Raw genomic sequence first — 15,195 nt, 5'->3', positions numbered from 1 at the left:
CGCACCGGGTTACGGTGCGGGGCTTTTCTGCGTTCACGGCCCGGATCAGTGCGGTCCGGAGGAAAACGAAGAGGCCCCCGCGGGGGCCTCTTCTTGTTTCTGCCTTCCAGCCGGGTCTACAGGCGGCCGGCGGCCTTCAGAGACAGGTACGCGTCGGCCAGAGCCGGGGCGAGCTGGTCCGGAACGGCGTCGACGACCGTCACTCCGTGACGTGCGAGCTGGTCGGCCGTACGGCGGCGCTGTTCGCGGGCCTGGGCGCCGGCAGCGGCCTCGTAGACGGCTGCGGCGGAGCCGCGGGAGGCGGACATGCTCTCGATGTGCGGGTCGGCCACGGAAGCCACCAGGACCGTGTGGCGCTGGGTGAGCTGCGGCAGCACCGGGAGCAGGCCCTCCTCGATGGGGGCGGCATCCAGACTCGTCAGGAGGACGACCAGGGAGCGGCGCGGCGCGCTCGTGAGGATCGTCGACACCATCGTGCGGGCGTCCGTCTCGACGAGCTCCGGCTCCAGCGGAGCCATTGCGTTGACCAGGGCGGGCAGGACGTCGCGGGCGGCCCGGCCCTGGACCAGGGCGCGGACCCGGCGGTCGTGGGCCAGCAGGTCCACGCGGTCGCCTGCGCGGGACGCCAGCGCCGCCAGCAGGAGGGCCGCGTCCATCGCGGCGTCCAGGCGGGGGGCGTCACCGACCCGGCCGGCCGACGTACGGCCCGTGTCCAGGCAGATGAGGATGTGGCGGTCGCGTTCCGGGCGCCAGGTGCGGACGGCGACGCGGGGGCGGCGGGCGGTGGCCCGCCAGTCGATGGACCGGGTGTCGTCGCCGGGGCTGTAGTCCCGGAGGCTGTCGAACTCGGTGCCCTCCCCGCGGGTCAGGACGCTGGTGCGGCCGTCGAGTTCGCGGAGCCGGGCCAGCTTCGACGGCAGGTGCTTGCGGCTCGCGAACTCCGGCAGGACACGGACCGTCCACGGCACGTCGTGGCTGCCCTGCCGGGCGAGCAGGCCCAGCGGCCCGTACGAGCGGATCGTGACCCGGTCGGCGCGGCGGTCGCCGCGGCGGGTGGGGTGCAGCCGGGTCGTCACCATGCGGCGCTCGCCCGGCGGGACCGTCACACGGTGCCGGGAGGCGGCGGCCTCGGCGCCGGCGGTCCAGCTGCTGGGCGGCCAGGCGTCGCGGAGCCGGGCCCGCAGCGGGCGGCTGCCGGTGTTGGTGACGGTCAGGTGGACGTCGGCCGGGTCGCCGAGCCGGACGGACGTGTCGCCGGAGCGGTCCAGGCGCAGCGTCCGGACCGGGGCGGCCAGGGCGTAGTCGCAGGCGCAGGCGAGCGCCAGCGGTCCGTTGACGGCGAGCAGGCCGGCCCAGCCGGGTTCCAGCAGGCCGACCGGGAGGCTGCCGAGGGCCGCCAGCAGGGCGGCGCGTCCGGTGAGCGCCATCAGCGCGGCACGGGGACGTGGTTGAGGATCGCGGTGATGACGGAATCCGCGGTGACGCCCTCCATCTCGGCCTCGGGGCGCAGCTGGACGCGGTGGCGGAGGGTGGGGAGCGCGAGGGCCTTCACGTCGTCGGGGATCACGTAGTCGCGGCCGGTCAGCCAGGCCCAGGCGCGGGCCGTGGACAGCAGGGCGGTCGCGCCGCGCGGGGAGACCCCGAGGAGGAGGGAGGGGGACTCGCGCGTCGCGCGGCAGATGTCGACGACGTAGCCGGTGATCTCGGCGGAGACGGTGGTGGCGGCGACGGCCCGGCGGGCGGCCTCCAGGTCCTCGGGCCCGGCGACCGGGCGGACGCCGGCGGCGTGCAGGTCGCGCGGGTTGAAGCCGGCGGCGTGCCGGGTCAGGACGTCGATCTCGTCCTGGCGGCCCGGCAGCGGAACGTTCAGCTTCAGCAGGAAGCGGTCCAGCTGGGCTTCGGGGAGCGGGTAGGTGCCCTCGTACTCGACGGGGTTCTGGGTGGCGGCGACGAGGAAGGGGTCGGGCAGCGGGCGCGGCGTGCCGTCGACGGTGACCTGGCGCTCTTCCATGGCCTCCAACAGGGAGGACTGGGTCTTCGGCGGGGTCCGGTTGATCTCGTCGGCGAGGAGGAGGTTGGTGAAGACCGGGCCTTCCTGGAAGGAGAACTCGGCGCTGCGGGTGTCGTAGACGAGGGAGCCGGTGACGTCGCTCGGCATCAGGTCGGGGGTGAACTGGACCCGCTTGGTGTCGAGGGCGAGGGAGGCGGCGAGGGCGCGGACCAGGAGGGTCTTCGCGACGCCGGGTACGCCTTCGAGGAGGACGTGGCCGCGGCACAGGAGCGCGACGACGAGGCCGGTGACGGCCGGGTCCTGGCCGACGACGGCCTTTCCGATCTCGGCGCGCAGGGCCTCCAGGGAGGCGCGGGCGCCGGCCGTGGTGGCCGCGGGGTCGGCGGGCTGGGCCGTCATGAGGTACGGACCTCTCTTTCGAGGGCGTCGAGGTGGTCGGCGAGCGCGACGAGGGCCGCGTCGTCGCCGGGGGCGGTTCCGAAGAGGAGGGCGGCGGGATCCCGGCCGGTCACGGCCGCGACAGCGGGCAGCAGGACGGCCGGGTCGTGGGCCCTGGCGGCGGGTACGCCGACGAGGGCGGCGAGCCGGGTGCGAGTGGCGGTGCGCAGGACGTCGGCGGCCCGGTCGCGGGCGCCGGCCGCGTGGTAGAGGCGGGCGCGGCCCTCGGCGGCCTCGGAGGCGCGGACGGCGACCGGCAGCTGCTCGGTGACGAGCGGGCCGAGGCGGCGGGCCCGCCAGAGGGCGGCGAGGGCGGCGGCGACGGCGAGCTGGAGCAGGGCCCAGGACCAGCCGTCGGGGATGAGGTCGAAGAACGAGCGGTCGGCGGCCGGGTCCTCGGTCAGCGCCGGGTCGTCGAGGGACGGGAGGTACCAGACGAGAGTGGGGCGGGAGCCGAGGAGCTGGAGGGCCAGGGAGGCGTTGCCCTCTTCGGCGAGGCGCTCGTTGAGGAGGGGGGTCGGGGCGCCGAGGAGGACGGTGTCGCCGGTGGCGGCGCCGGGGCGGGGCAGGGTGAGCACGGTGGCTGCGCCGGCGGTCCGGTAGCAGCTCAGGGCGCCCGGGAGGGTGGTGGCGTAGCGGAGGCCGCCGCCGGTTTCGGCGCGGCCCGCGGTGGTGGCGGCGGGCAGGGTGCAGCCGGGGCCGAGGACGTCGGGGCCGGCCGGGGGGCGGGCGGTGACGCCGGGGGCGAGGGCCTCCAGTGCGGGGCCGCCCGGGGCGAGCAGCACGGTGCGGCCGCCGGACAGGTCCATGGAGGTCTTGAGGGCGGCCAGCTGGCCGGTGCCGAGCAGTCCGGGGTCGGTGACCAGGAGGGTGGCGTCGGGGGCGGCGGCCGCGGCGGCTTCCCGCGTGGTCGTCACGACGCGGGTGGTGACCCCGCGGTCGGCGAGGAGTTCGGCGACGGCGCGGCTGCCCTGCCGGTCGGCGGAGCGGGGGTCCAGGCGGCCGTGGTGGTCGCCGGAGTTCAGGACGGCGAGGACGAAGCCGGCGATCAGCAGGACGGCGAGGGCGAGCAGCAGGCCGCGGGCCCGCCGCCACTGCCGGCGCGGCCCGAGCGCGAGGGAGGTGCCGGGGCCGGCGGCCGGGGGCGCGAGGGTGCCGGGTGCGGTCATGCGGGCCGTCCCTCGGGGAGGCGGGGGAGGGTGGGGGTGGTGCGGGCCAGGGCCGTGTCGAGGGCGTGGAGGGTCGCGTACGTGGCCGGGGTCGCGGTGTGTCCGCCGTAGGTGAGGGCGTCGAAGGTGACGGCGGCGGCGCGCAGGCCCTCGGCGTGCACCGGCAGGGCGGCGGCCGCCTCGGCGGCGGCTTCGTCGGCGGTGCGGCCGGGGCGGGGCGCGAGGAGGGTGCGTTCCTCCAGGGCGCGGACGATCGCGCGCATGCGTTCCTGGGAGGCCTCGGTCCAGCGGCCGGCGGCGGCGTGCGCCTCGGCGGCCGTACGGTGCTCGGCGGCGCTGCGGGGGCCCGGCTCGAAGAGGGCGGCCGGGCGGGCGGCGGCGCGGCCGGGGGTGCCGAGCCGCCACCACAGGGCGGTGATCAGGAGGACGGCGACGGCGGCGATCACGACGAGGCCGAGGGCGCCGCCCGGGGTGGCCCCGGCGGCCGAGCCGAAGAGGTCGCCCACCCAGTCCCAGAGGGTGTCCAGGACCCGCTGGAAGAGGCTGGGGTCGTTCTCGTGGTACATCGGCTTGGACAGCTCCCGCTCCGCCGCCTCGCGGGCGGGGATGCGCGGGGTCGTCACCGGCGGTACGTCGGTACCGCCGGTGACGCCCGTCAGCCGGGCGGTTGCGTGCGCGATCGGTCCCCCCGTCGTGGCCACCGGGGCGTCAGCCTCCGGTACCGGAGGGGGCGGGGCCGCCGTAGTCCCGGAGGCCGGCGGCGCGGGCCAGCTCCAGGTCGAGGGCTTCGCGGCGGATGCGCTGGTCGATGTAGAGCAGCACGGTCACGCCCGCGTTGATCGGCATGGTGATCGTCAGGGCGATCACCGCGCCGATGGCGGAGATGATCAGGAAGCCCCAGCCGAAGCCGGCGGTGCCGTTCACGATCCCGTCCATGCCGCCGCCGGTCACGGCCATCGCCACCAACGTGAACGGGAGGATGATGATGCCCGCCACGATGCTGGTCAGGACCTGTACGAGCAGCGAGATGCCGAAGACGCGCCACCAGGAGCCGCGCACCAGCTTCGCGGAGCGGCCCAGTGCCTTGACGACGGTCTGCTTCTCCAGCATCAGGGCCGGGGAGGCGAGGCTGTAGCGCACCCACAGCCAGACCATCACGAAGAAGGCGATGATGCCGCCGGCGACGGCCAGCGGCACGTTGGAGGCCAGCACGCCGGGCACGATGCCCACGGCGAGGACGGCCACGCCCATCAGGGCCAGCAGCAGGGTCAGGCCGGTGAGCTTGAGCAGCTGCGGGCGGGCCTCGCGCCACACGGGACCGATCTCCGAGGACTGGCCCAGCACGGCCCGGCTGACCACCATGGTCAGGGTGGCCGTCGCGATGATCGTGCCGATCAGGGTGATGACCTGGGCGATGCCGCTCGCGGCCAGGTTCGCGCCGATGTCGTCGGCGATCGCGCCCAGGTCCTCGGGGTCGGCGGTCGAGGTGGTCGTGGTCTCGAACAGGAAGCCCTGGACCAGGGTGATCGCGAGCTGGGTGACCACCGCGAACGCGAGGGCGATGCCGAGGACCGTCCGCCAGTGCTCGCGCATGGTGGTGACGGCGCCGTCGAGGATCTCGCCGACGGCCAGCGGCCGCAGCGGGATCACGCCCGGCTTCGCCGCCGGGGGCCGGCCCCAGGCCGGGCCCGTGCCCCAGCCGCCGCCCTGCGGGGCGGGACCGCCGGGGTACGGGTTGCCCCAGCCCTGGGGTGCCTGCGGCTGCGGGGCGGGGCCTCCGGGGACGGGACCGGGCGCGGCGCCTCCGGGGCCGGGGGCGCTCCACCGGCCCGGCGGCGGCTGCTCCTTGGACCAGCGCGGGCCGGACGCGGCGGGGCCTGAGCCCGTACCGTCCGGGGCGCCGGCGGGAGGGCCGTCCTGGCCGGCGGGTGCGGCCGCGTCGGGCCGCTCGCCGTCGGCGGGGGAGGATCCGGGCGAAGCCCAGCCCGGAGAGTCGTTCATCGTCGCTCCTTCGTGTGCCCGTACGGGGGCGGGGCGCTGGTCGGCTGCCATCGTGCCATGCGCCCGTGCGGCGCGGACCGGCCCCCGTCGGCCCGTTCGCCGGCCTTCCGGCCTGGGCAGCTTTACCCGGCACCTTCAATTGTCACCGCCGGACGGGGCAGACTGGGGGGCCGGATCCCGTCGGGCGACGGAACCGGAACCACGGGTCGCACCTCTGTGTGGCAGCTCACCGCCAGGTAACGATTAGCTAATGGGATGATGTCAACCATGAAGGGACGCGTCCTTGTCGTCGACGACGACACCGCGCTGGCCGAGATGCTCGGCATTGTGCTGCGGGGAGAAGGTTTTGAACCGTCGTTCGTCGCTGACGGCGACAAGGCACTGGCGGCATTCCGGGAGGCCAAGCCGGATCTCGTGCTGCTCGACCTGATGCTCCCCGGACGGGACGGCATAGAGGTCTGCCGGCTGATCCGGGCCGAGTCCGGTGTGCCGATCGTCATGCTCACGGCCAAGAGCGACACGGTCGACGTGGTCGTGGGCCTGGAGTCCGGGGCCGACGACTACATCGTCAAGCCGTTCAAGCCGAAGGAGCTCGTCGCGCGGATCCGCGCCCGGCTGCGCCGCTCCGAGGAGCCGGCGCCCGAGCAGCTGACCATCGGCGACCTCGTCATCGACGTGGCCGGGCACTCGGTCAAGCGGGACGGCACGGCGATCGCGCTGACCCCGCTGGAGTTCGACCTGCTGGTCGCGCTCGCCCGCAAGCCGTGGCAGGTCTTCACCCGCGAGGTGCTCCTGGAGCAGGTCTGGGGCTACCGGCACGCGGCGGACACCCGCCTCGTCAACGTGCACGTACAGCGGCTGCGCTCCAAGGTCGAGAGGGACCCCGAGCGCCCGGAGATCGTCGTGACCGTCCGCGGCGTCGGTTACAAGGCCGGACCGAGCTGACCATGTCTTCCGGCAGGACCCGGCGGGGCGGCCGGCTGCTCCAGGACCGGGCACCCGGCGGCCCCGTGCTGAGGCTCTTCGTACGGCTGCTGCGCCGCCCGCTGCTGCCCGCCATCCGGCTGTGGCGCCGCAACCTCCAGCTCCGCGTGGTCGCCGGCACGCTCCTGATGTCGCTGGGCGTCGTCGTGCTGCTGGGCTTCGTCGTCATCGGCCAGGTCCGCAACGGCCTCCTCGACGCCAAGCAGGAGGCCGCGCAGAGCCAGGCCGCGGGCGGGTTCGCCGTGGCGCAGGAGAAGGCCGACACCCCGCCGACCGTGGACGGGCAGGACGCGGCGCCGGACGGGAAGACCGGGCGGAACGCCACCGCCTGGATGAACAACCTCGTCGAGCAGCTGTCCAGCGGCGGCCAGACCGCGTTCGACGTGGTCGCGCTCGGCGCCGGCACCGGCGACACCGGCACCGGCGTGCGCGGCGCGCGCGCCTCCGGCGGGGTCGACCCGACCGCGAGCATCCCGCTGTCGCTGCGCGTCGAGGTCGACCACGGGGTCGGCGCCTACCAGTCGTTCTCCCGGATCCGCTACAGCGACGGCGAGGGCCGGCCCTCCGAGGCCGCGCTGATCGTCGGCAAGCGGCTCACGGACATCAACGGCGACCCGTACCACCTCTACTACCTCTTCCCGCTGACGCAGGAGGAGGAGTCGCTGACCCTGGTGCGCACCACCGTCGCGACGGCCGGGCTGTTCGTGGTCGTGCTGCTGGGCGCCATCGCGTGGTTCGTCGTACGGCAGGTCGTGACGCCCGTGCGGATGGCCGCCGGGATCGCGGAGCGGCTGTCCGCGGGCCGGTTGCAGGAGCGCATGAAGGTCACCGGCGAGGACGACATCGCGCGGCTCGGCGAGGCCTTCAACAAGATGGCGCAGAACCTGCAGCTGAAGATCCAGCAGCTGGAGGACCTGTCCCGGATGCAGCGGCGGTTCGTCTCCGACGTCTCGCACGAGCTCCGCACCCCGCTGACCACCGTACGGATGGCAGCCGATGTCATCCACGACGCGAAGGACGACTTCGACCCGGTGACGGCCCGCTCGGCGGAGCTGCTCGTCGGGCAGCTGGACCGGTTCGAGTCGCTGCTCGCGGACCTGCTGGAGATCAGCCGGTTCGACGCGGGCGCGGCGGCCCTGGAGGCCGAGCCGATCGACCTGCGCGACGTGGTGCACCGGGTGATCGACGGCGCGGAGCCGCTGGCGGAGCGCAAGGGGACCCGGATCCGGGTCCTCGGCGACAGCCAGCCGGTGGTGGCGGAGGCCGATGCCCGCCGCGTCGAGCGGGTGCTGCGCAACCTCGTGGTCAACGCCGTCGAGCACGGCGAGGGCCGGGACGTCGTGGTCCGGCTGGCGTCTGCGGGCGGGGCCGTCGCGGTCGCCGTGCGCGACTACGGCGTGGGTCTGAAGCCGGGCGAGGCGACCCGCGTGTTCAACCGCTTCTGGCGGGCCGACCCGGCGCGCGCCCGCACCACCGGCGGTACCGGCCTCGGGCTGTCGATCGCCGTCGAGGACGCGCGGCTGCACGGCGGCTGGCTGCAGGCCTGGGGCGAACCGGGCGGCGGCTCGCAGTTCCGGCTGACCCTGCCGCGGACCGCGGACGAACCGCTGCGCGGCTCGCCGATCCCGCTGGAGCCCGAGGACTCCCGGGCCGCGAGGGCCCGGGCACAGGCGGACGCCGAGGCCGAGCGGGCCGCGGCCGGCCGGCGCGGGCCGGTGCCCGTCCAGCCCGGCGGCGAGCCCGGCGGGGCCAGGTCCCCGATACCGCCGCGGACCGTGGTGGCCACGGCGGTGCCCGCCGACCCGACGGCCTTGCCGGGCAACGGGGCGCGCGTGGTGGCCATGCCGGCCGGTGAGCCGGGCGCGGCCGCCGGGACCGGCGCAGCGGAGACGCGTACGGCGGAGACGGGCGAGGCGGAGGCCCGGGCCGCGGGGGCGGAGCGTACGGACCGGGAGGACCAGGCAGATGCGCGCTGAGCACGAGGCGATGACGGAGCCGCGGCGCGGGCCGCGGCGGGCCCTGCGCCGCTCGGTGGCCCTGGGCTGCGGGGCGGTGCTGCTGGCCGGCTGCGCGTCGATGCCCGACAGCGGGGAGAACCGGCCGGTGGACGCCGCCCGCGGGGTCGACTCGCAGGTCCGGGTGTTCGCGGTGCCGCCGCCGGACAAGGCCCAGCCGTCCGAGATCGTCGAGGGCTTCCTGGAGGCCATGACCAGCGACGACCCGAAGCTGGCCACCGCCCGGCAGTACCTGACCGAGGAAGCCGCGCAGAAGTGGGAGCCGGGCTCGGGCATCACCGTGCTGTCCTCCGGACTCAGCGGTCCCCGGGAGATCACCCCGGCCCGCGGACCGGAGAAGGAGCTGATCGGCAGGCAGTTCGAGCTGGTCGGCACCAAGCTCGCCACGGTGGACGGGCGCGGCGCCTACCAGCCGGCGGCCCGCGGCGGCCGGTACGAGACCAGGCTTCAGCTCGTCAAGAAGGACGGGCAGTGGCGGATCGCGAACCTGCCCGACGGCCTGGTCCTCGGCGAATCCGACTTCCAGCGCATCTTCAAGTCGGTCAACAAGTACTACTTCGCCTCCGGCATGCTCGTCGCCGACCCCGTCTACGTACGGCAGCGGCAGGACCCCGAGTCCCGCATGGACCCCATGACGCAGACCGTGAAGTCGCTGCTCGAAGGGCCGTCCTCCTGGCTCGGCCCGGTGGTCACGTCGAGCTTCCCGACCGGCACCGCCCTCAAGGAGGGCACCCGGACGCTGACGTCGGACGAGAACAACACCCTCCAGGTGCCGCTCAACAAGAAGGCCGCGAACGTGGCGGCCAAGCAGTGCGAGAAGATGGGCACCCAGCTGCTGTTCACCGCCCGCGAGCTGACCTCCTCGCGGATCGCGCAGGTCGAGCTGCTGCGCGCCGACGGCACCCAGCTGTGCAAGGTGACCGAGGCGTCCGCGCAGACGAACCGGTTGTCCGGCGCCCCCCAGCACCAGTACTACGTGGACAACGACCACCGGCTCGTGCGCATGCAGCTGAACCCGGACAGTGCGGAGAGCCCGGACGCGCAGCGGCCCGCCGAGCAGGTGCCGGGCCCGCTGGTGGGCTCCGGGCTGAAGGTCGGCACCGCGGGGGTGGCGCACGACGAGCGGCGCGCCGCGGTGGTCACCGAGAACGGGCACGCGCTGTACGTCCTCTCGCTGACCACGGGCGGCCCGGTCGGTCAGCCGGCGCTGAAGAGCGCCGCGAACCAGCTGTCGGCGCCGAGCTGGGACGCCCTGGGCGACCTGTGGGTGGCCGACCGGAACCCGGCGGACCCGGCCCTGTGGCTGCTGCCCGGCGGCACCGGCACGCCCCGGAAGGTGGACGTGGCCGGGCTGGACGGCGGCCGGATCGAGTCGCTGCGGGTGTCCTCGGACGGGGTCCGGATCGCGCTGCTGATCAAGAAGGACGACCGGGAGACCCTGCACGTCGGCCGGATCGAGCGACCGGAGGGCAAAGGCGACGCGGGCACCGTGACGGTGCGCGAGCTGCGGGCCGCGGCCCCGCAGATGGAAGAGGTCAAGGCCGTGTCCTGGGCCTCCCGCGGCCGGCTGCTGGTGGTCGGCCGGGAGGCCGGCGGGCTGGTGCAGGCGCGGTACATGCAGGCCGACGGCTCGGTCGTGGTGTCCGGCAGCCTCGCCGGGGCCAGCGGGGTCAGCGCGATCGCCGCCTCCGAGGACGAGCGGCTGCCGGTGGTGGCCTTCTCGGACGAGGGCGGGATCGTGTGGCTGCCGCCGGGTGCGCAGTGGCGCACGGTGACGGTGCCGGGGCGGGCACCGGTCTATCCGGGCTGACCGCCCGGTCGTGGAACAGCAGGGGGACCCGGTCGTTTCGGCCGGGTCCTCCTGCGTTGCGGGTGTCTCGTCCGTGGGTTGTCCACAGGGGTCGCGGGCCGGCGGCCGGGGCGGGCACAGTGGGGGCATGCGGGGCTGGTGGCAGGAGCTCGCCGGGCTGGTGCTGCCGGTGGCCTGCGCGGGCTGCGAGAGCCCGCGCACGGCACTGTGCGGGGCGTGCCGGCAGGTGCTGTACGGGGCGGGGCCGCGCCGGGTGCGGCCCCGGCCGGAACCGGCCGGGCTGCCCGCCGTGTATGCGGCGGCGGGGTACGGCGGCCCGGTCCGCGAGCTGTTGCTTTCCCACAAGGAGCGCGGGGCGCTGTCGCTGGCCGCCCCGCTGGGCGGTGCGCTGGCCGGGGCGGTGACGGCGGCGGTGCCGCCGGCGGTGGCTGCCGCCCGGTGGCCGGGACCGGGCGGGCTGGTCCTCGTACCGGTGCCGTCGGTGCGGCGGGCGGTGCGGGCGCGGGGGCACGATCCGGCCCGGCGGATCGCGCTGGCGGCCGCGGCCCGGCTGCGGCGGGACGGCGTGCCGGCGCGGGTGGCGTGCGTGCTGCGGCACCGGCGGGCGGTGGCCGACCAGGCCGGCCTGGGCGCCCGGGAGCGGCTCGCGAACCTGGCCGGCGCCCTGGAGGTGCGCCCGGGCGGGGCCGGGCTGGTGGCGGGCCGTGCGGTGGTCCTGGTGGACGACCTCATGACGACCGGTGCATCCCTGGTGGAGGCGGCCCGGGCGGTTTCGGCCATGTCCCGGACGGCGCCGTACGGGGGATTCCCGGCCCTGTCGGCGGCGGTCGTTGCGGCGTGTTCGGAAGCCTTCGAAAACAATTGGAACTGACCGGGTTCGAACGTCGTTGCAGGTGGTAGGAGGGAAAACACACCTGAACGGAGGTACGTCCCGGTAGCGGGTGCCGACAACCAGCGTTGCGAGATATGTTCGGTTGTAAGGAAATGGCGAGCCTTGGGCCCCACGCATCGGGACGCGTGCTTCGGATTCTTCGTGTCGCGAAGGTGTCTCTCGACTCCGAAGTCGGTGGGGTGGCGATCTTGCCGATGGGGGAGGAGGAGGTGAAAGTCGCCAAGTCCGAGGCTCCGGTGCTCACCGGGGTCTGGTGCAAAAGGGAGACGTTCCGCCCCTGAGGCGGAGCAATCCGGGAACGGAGTTCTGCGTGGACATCGTCGTCAAGGGCCGCAAGACCGAGGTGCCCGACCGGTTCCGCAAGCACGTGGCCGAGAAGCTGAACCTGGAGAGAATCCAGAAGCTCGACGCCAAGGTGATCAGCCTGGACGTCGAGGTGTCCAAGGAGCACAACCCGCGTCAGGCCGACCGTTCCGACCGGGTGGAGATCACCCTTCGTTCACGGGGCCCGGTGATCCGGGCCGAAGCAGCAGCCGCCGACCCGTACGCGGCACTCGACCTGGCCCAGGACAAGCTGGAGGCCAGGCTGCGCAGGCAGCACGACAAGCGCGGCACCCGCCGCGGCGCCGGCCGGCTTTCGGCCGCGGAAGTCGCCGACGTCGTCCCCGATGTCGCGACCCTCAACGGAAATGGACAGATCGTTCGGGAAGAGGCCGGGGACAAGATCCCGACCACGCGGATCGGCTCGCTGGAAGTGCAGGGCGAAGGCCCGCTCATCGTCCGCGAGAAGACCCACTCGGCCGCACCGATGGCGCTCGACCAGGCGCTGTACGAGATGGAACTGGTCGGACACGACTTCTACCTCTTCGTCGACGCCGAGACGAAGCAGCCGAGCGTCGTCTACCGGCGCCACGCATACGACTACGGCGTCATTCACCTGAATGCAGACAGCGCGTCCACCTCGGAAGAGGCGCGGGGCGCCGGCGGGGCACTCGGCGGCTGAGCCGAAAGCCCGTGGAATTCCCGTATGGGCGGTGCCCCCGGGAGCGCCTCGCAGGCGCCCCGGGGGCACTCGTATGCAGCCATGGTCCCCCCGCCGGACCGCTCCGGCATGGAATCATGGCGGGCAGTCAACCGGCCCGCGCCGCGGACCGGTTGATGCGTGCAGCAGGCAGACTTCGGGGCCTCACGGCCTTCAGGGGGGAACGATGGCGGACACCTTCGGGCCGGTGCGCGACGAGGACGCGGCCGACCGCCGTCCGGGACCGGCCGGCGAGCCGATCCGCGTGCTGGTCGTGGACGACCACGCGCTGTTCCGGCGCGGCCTGGAGATCGTCCTCGCCCAGGAGGAGGACATCCAGGTGGTCGGCGAGGCCGGGGACGGCGCGGAAGCCGTCGACAAGGCCGCCGACCTGCTTCCCGACATCGTCCTGATGGACGTGCGGATGCCCCGGCGCGGCGGCATCGAGGCCTGCACCTCGATCAAGGAGGTGGCCCCCTCCGCGAAGATCATCATGCTGACGATCAGCGACGAGGAGGCGGACCTCTACGACGCCATCAAGGCGGGGGCCACCGGCTACCTGCTGAAGGAGATCTCCACGGACGAGGTCGCCACCGCCATCCGCGCCGTCGCGGACGGACAGTCGCAGATCAGCCCCTCCATGGCGTCCAAGCTGCTCACCGAGTTCAAGTCGATGATCCAGCGCACCGACGAGCGCCGGCTGGTGCCCGCGCCCCGGCTCACGGACCGCGAGCTCGAGGTCCTCAAGCTGGTCGCCACCGGCATGAACAACCGGGACATCGCCAAGCAGCTCTTCATCTCCGAGAACACCGTGAAGAACCACGTCCGCAACATCCTGGAGAAGCTCCAGCTGCACTCCCGGATGGAAGCGGTGGTCTACGCGATGCGGGAGAAGATCCTGGAGATCAGGTAGGGCCACCGGCCCCGCCCGCGGGCCGGAGCCCTGCCCGCGGGCTCCCGGCCCCGGCTACAGCGCCGCCAGTTCGGCGGTCACCGCCACCGCTTCGGCCGGCGTCGCGGTCCGCTCGATGCGCACGTCCTCGCAGCCCACCCACTCGGCGGCCTCCTGCAGCGCCTGCGCCATCGGACGGGCGCCCGCCGCGGACTCCAGCGAGAGCTGCCGGGCCACCAGGGTGCGGCCCTCGCGCGCCGGGTCCACCCGGCCCAGCAGCCGGCCGCCCGCCAGCAGCGGCATCGCGAAGTACCCGTGCACCCGCTTGGGCTTGGGCACGTACGCCTCCAGCCGGTGCGTGAAACCGAAGATCCGCTCGGTCCGGGATCGGTCCCAGACCAGCGAGTCGAACGGCGACAGCAGCGTCGTGCGGTGCCGGCCGCGCGGCTCCGAGGCCAGCGCCTTCGGGTCCGCCCACGCCGGCTTGCCCCAGCCCTCGACCTCGACCGGCACCAGCCCGGAGTCCGCGATCACCGAGTCCACCTGCCCGCCCTTGAGGCGGTGGTAGTCGGCGATGTCCGCACGGGTGCCCACGCCCAGCGAGTGCCCGGCCAGCGCCACCAGGCGGCGCAGGCACTCGCGGTCCTCCAGGTCGTCGTGGAACAGCCCGTCCGGCACCGCCCGCTCGGCCAGGTCGTAGACGCGCTTCCAGCCGCGGCGCTCGGTGCACACCACCTCGCCGGTGTCGAGCAGCCACTCCACCGCGATCTTGGTCTCTGACCACTCGAACCACTCGCCGCCGTTCTTCGCGCCGCCCAGCTCACTGGACGTCAGCGGGCCCTCGGCGGCCAGCCGGTCCAGCACGGCCCGCGTCGAGCTGAGCTTGTCCTCCAGCAGGTGCCAGCGGTAGCCCTTGGCCCGGATCTGCCGCCGCCTGAAGGCGAAATGCGGCCATTCTTCGATGGGCAGGATGCAGGCCGCGTGCGACCAGTACTCGAAGGCGTGGCTGTCGCTCCAGTACGCCTTCTCCACCGCGTCCCGGCCCACCGCGCCCAGGCGCGCGTACGGGATCAGCTCGTGCGAGCGGGCCAGCACCGAAATGGTGTCCAGCTGCACCGCACCGAGGTGGCGGAGCATCCCGCGGACGCCCGCCCGCCGGTCCGGGGCGCCGAGGAACCCCTGTGCGCGCAGGGCGATCCGGCGGGCTTCCGCGGCGGACAGGGAGGCGGCTGGCTGCGGTGCGGTCGTCATGACCGGCACCCTAGGCGGTGCCACTGACAACGCCCGCCGGACAAGCCCCCGGGGCCCGTCCGGCGGCCCGGTCAGGCCGGCGCAGGCAGGTACGGCACCCGGGACGGGAGGCCCAGGTCGGAGGGGAGCAGGCCACCCACCCAGGCGTCCCGCCAGGTCCCGCGCTGCGGCAGCGCGGCCCGCAGCACGCCCTCCATCCGGAAGCCGCACTTCTCGGCGACCGCGCGGGAGGCCGCGTTGCCCACCTCGGCCCGCCACTCCAGGCGTCCGGCGCCCAGGTCGGTGAAGACCCAGTGGGCGATGCGGAGCACGGCCTCGGACATGTAGCCGTTGCCGCGGTGCTCCTTCGCGGTCCAGTAGCCGATCTCGAACTTCAGGGGCCCGTGCACGTGCACGCCGGCGGCCGCGACCGGGACGCCGGTCCCGGCGAGGCAGACGGCGAAGGAGTACTGCGTGTCGTCCGCCCAGCCGGCCGGGGCGAGCCTGCCGGTCCAGTCCTGTGCGTGGGAGTGGTCGTACGGCGAGGGGACCAGGGTCCAGCGCTGGATGTCCGGGTCCTGGCAGGCCCGGTGGACGGCGTCGGCGTCGTCGGGGCGCCACGGACGCAGGACGAGGCGTTCGGTGCTGAGAGTGAGGGGCTCCATGAACGGATTCTGGTGCGCCGCGGCGGGGCCGGGCCAACAGTTTTCGTGAACACCGGCACCTTCCCGA

General features: G+C 74.4%; 13 protein-coding genes. 6 read left to right on the top strand and 7 right to left on the bottom strand.

Going from position 1 to position 15,195, the window contains the following annotated elements; all coding sequences use genetic code 11:
• Nucleotides 1-116: 116 nt before the first annotated feature.
• Genes LG634_RS32085 through LG634_RS32065 form a run of 5 tightly spaced genes read right to left on the bottom strand, consistent with a single transcriptional unit; the run spans nt 117 to nt 5,619 of the window.
• A complete protein-coding gene (locus tag LG634_RS32085) occupies nt 117-1,427 on the bottom strand; it encodes a DUF58 domain-containing protein (RefSeq protein ID WP_226739094.1) in 1,311 nt (436 codons plus the stop codon).
• Nucleotides 1,427-2,410: an AAA family ATPase gene (locus tag LG634_RS32080; protein WP_226739092.1), complete on the bottom strand. Its 984-nt coding sequence runs from the start codon at nt 2,408-2,410 to the stop codon at nt 1,427-1,429. The genes LG634_RS32085 and LG634_RS32080 overlap by 1 nt, the downstream gene beginning before the upstream one ends.
• On the bottom strand, nt 2,407-3,618 hold the full coding sequence (locus tag LG634_RS32075; RefSeq protein ID WP_226739090.1) for a DUF4350 domain-containing protein: 1,212 nt from the start codon (nt 3,616-3,618) through the stop codon (nt 2,407-2,409). Before LG634_RS32075 ends, LG634_RS32080 begins: the two co-directional genes overlap by 4 nt.
• Nucleotides 3,615-4,319: a DUF4129 domain-containing protein gene (locus LG634_RS32070; RefSeq protein WP_372482532.1), complete on the bottom strand. Its 705-nt coding sequence runs from the start codon at nt 4,317-4,319 to the stop codon at nt 3,615-3,617. Before LG634_RS32070 ends, LG634_RS32075 begins: the two co-directional genes overlap by 4 nt.
• 7 nt (nt 4,320-4,326) lie before the next feature.
• Complete coding sequence (locus tag LG634_RS32065) at nt 4,327-5,619, bottom strand: DUF7847 domain-containing protein (protein WP_226739088.1); 1,293 nt, start codon at nt 5,617-5,619, stop codon at nt 4,327-4,329.
• A gap of 255 nt (nt 5,620-5,874) precedes the next feature.
• Between LG634_RS32065 and mtrA the strand changes: the two genes are divergently transcribed.
• The 6 genes from mtrA (at nt 5,875) to LG634_RS32035 (ending at nt 13,254) form a co-directional block, all read left to right on the top strand.
• The gene (gene mtrA / locus LG634_RS32060) at nt 5,875-6,564 is read left to right on the top strand and encodes a two-component system response regulator MtrA (protein ID WP_308072723.1); all 690 of its coding nucleotides are present in this window, start codon (nt 5,875-5,877) and stop codon (nt 6,562-6,564) included.
• A 2-nt stretch (nt 6,565-6,566) separates the two neighbouring features.
• A complete protein-coding gene (gene mtrB, locus LG634_RS32055) occupies nt 6,567-8,579 on the top strand; it encodes an MtrAB system histidine kinase MtrB (protein ID WP_226739084.1) in 2,013 nt (670 codons plus the stop codon).
• Nucleotides 8,569-10,428 (top strand): LpqB family beta-propeller domain-containing protein, encoded by a 1,860-nt coding sequence (locus tag LG634_RS32050; protein ID WP_226739081.1) that lies wholly within the window; start codon nt 8,569-8,571, stop codon nt 10,426-10,428. Before mtrB ends, LG634_RS32050 begins: the two co-directional genes overlap by 11 nt.
• Before the next feature lie 127 nt (nt 10,429-10,555).
• A complete protein-coding gene (locus LG634_RS32045) occupies nt 10,556-11,299 on the top strand; it encodes a ComF family protein (RefSeq protein ID WP_226739079.1) in 744 nt (247 codons plus the stop codon).
• A gap of 331 nt (nt 11,300-11,630) precedes the next feature.
• Nucleotides 11,631-12,323 (top strand): ribosome hibernation-promoting factor, HPF/YfiA family, encoded by a 693-nt coding sequence (hpf, locus tag LG634_RS32040; protein WP_372482531.1) that lies wholly within the window; start codon nt 11,631-11,633, stop codon nt 12,321-12,323.
• Nucleotides 12,324-12,528: 205 nt separating this feature from the next.
• A complete protein-coding gene (locus LG634_RS32035) occupies nt 12,529-13,254 on the top strand; it encodes a response regulator (RefSeq protein ID WP_226739077.1) in 726 nt (241 codons plus the stop codon).
• 54 nt (nt 13,255-13,308) lie between these two features.
• Here the strand turns inward: LG634_RS32035 and LG634_RS32030 are convergent, their stop codons facing one another.
• Together LG634_RS32030 and LG634_RS32025 are read right to left on the bottom strand one after the other, a co-directional pair.
• Nucleotides 13,309-14,484 carry a winged helix-turn-helix domain-containing protein gene (locus LG634_RS32030; RefSeq protein WP_226739075.1) on the bottom strand — a complete coding sequence of 392 codons (1,176 nt, stop codon included), beginning with the start codon at nt 14,482-14,484 and terminating at the stop codon, nt 13,309-13,311.
• A 71-nt stretch (nt 14,485-14,555) separates the two neighbouring features.
• Nucleotides 14,556-15,128, bottom strand: coding sequence for a GNAT family N-acetyltransferase (locus LG634_RS32025; RefSeq protein WP_226739073.1), 573 nt, complete (start codon nt 15,126-15,128; stop codon nt 14,556-14,558).
• Between the last annotated feature and the right edge of the window lie 67 nt (nt 15,129-15,195).

The sequence above is a fragment of the Streptomyces bambusae genome (assembly GCF_020532645.1).
Lineage (GTDB): Bacteria > Actinomycetota > Actinomycetes > Streptomycetales > Streptomycetaceae > Streptomyces > Streptomyces bambusae.
This window is presented reverse-complemented; position numbering and strand designations above follow the sequence as displayed.

What these genes read in the sequence shown, in the direction of transcription:
- LG634_RS32085 (WP_226739094.1), bottom strand. Translation starts at nt 1,427, where the DNA reads ATGGCGCTCACCGGACGCGCCGCCCTGCTGGCGGCCCTCGGCAGCCTC.
- LG634_RS32080 (WP_226739092.1), bottom strand. Translation starts at nt 2,410, where the DNA reads ATGACGGCCCAGCCCGCCGACCCCGCGGCCACCACGGCCGGCGCCCGC.
- LG634_RS32075 (WP_226739090.1), bottom strand. Translation starts at nt 3,618, where the DNA reads ATGACCGCACCCGGCACCCTCGCGCCCCCGGCCGCCGGCCCCGGCACC.
- LG634_RS32065 (WP_226739088.1), bottom strand. Translation starts at nt 5,619, where the DNA reads ATGAACGACTCTCCGGGCTGGGCTTCGCCCGGATCCTCCCCCGCCGAC.
- mtrA (WP_308072723.1), top strand. Translation starts at nt 5,875, where the DNA reads ATGATGTCAACCATGAAGGGACGCGTCCTTGTCGTCGACGACGACACC.
- mtrB (WP_226739084.1), top strand. Translation starts at nt 6,567, where the DNA reads ATGTCTTCCGGCAGGACCCGGCGGGGCGGCCGGCTGCTCCAGGACCGG.
- LG634_RS32050 (WP_226739081.1), top strand. Translation starts at nt 8,569, where the DNA reads ATGCGCGCTGAGCACGAGGCGATGACGGAGCCGCGGCGCGGGCCGCGG.
- LG634_RS32045 (WP_226739079.1), top strand. Translation starts at nt 10,556, where the DNA reads ATGCGGGGCTGGTGGCAGGAGCTCGCCGGGCTGGTGCTGCCGGTGGCC.
- LG634_RS32035 (WP_226739077.1), top strand. Translation starts at nt 12,529, where the DNA reads ATGGCGGACACCTTCGGGCCGGTGCGCGACGAGGACGCGGCCGACCGC.
- LG634_RS32030 (WP_226739075.1), bottom strand. Translation starts at nt 14,484, where the DNA reads ATGACGACCGCACCGCAGCCAGCCGCCTCCCTGTCCGCCGCGGAAGCC.
- LG634_RS32025 (WP_226739073.1), bottom strand. Translation starts at nt 15,128, where the DNA reads ATGGAGCCCCTCACTCTCAGCACCGAACGCCTCGTCCTGCGTCCGTGG.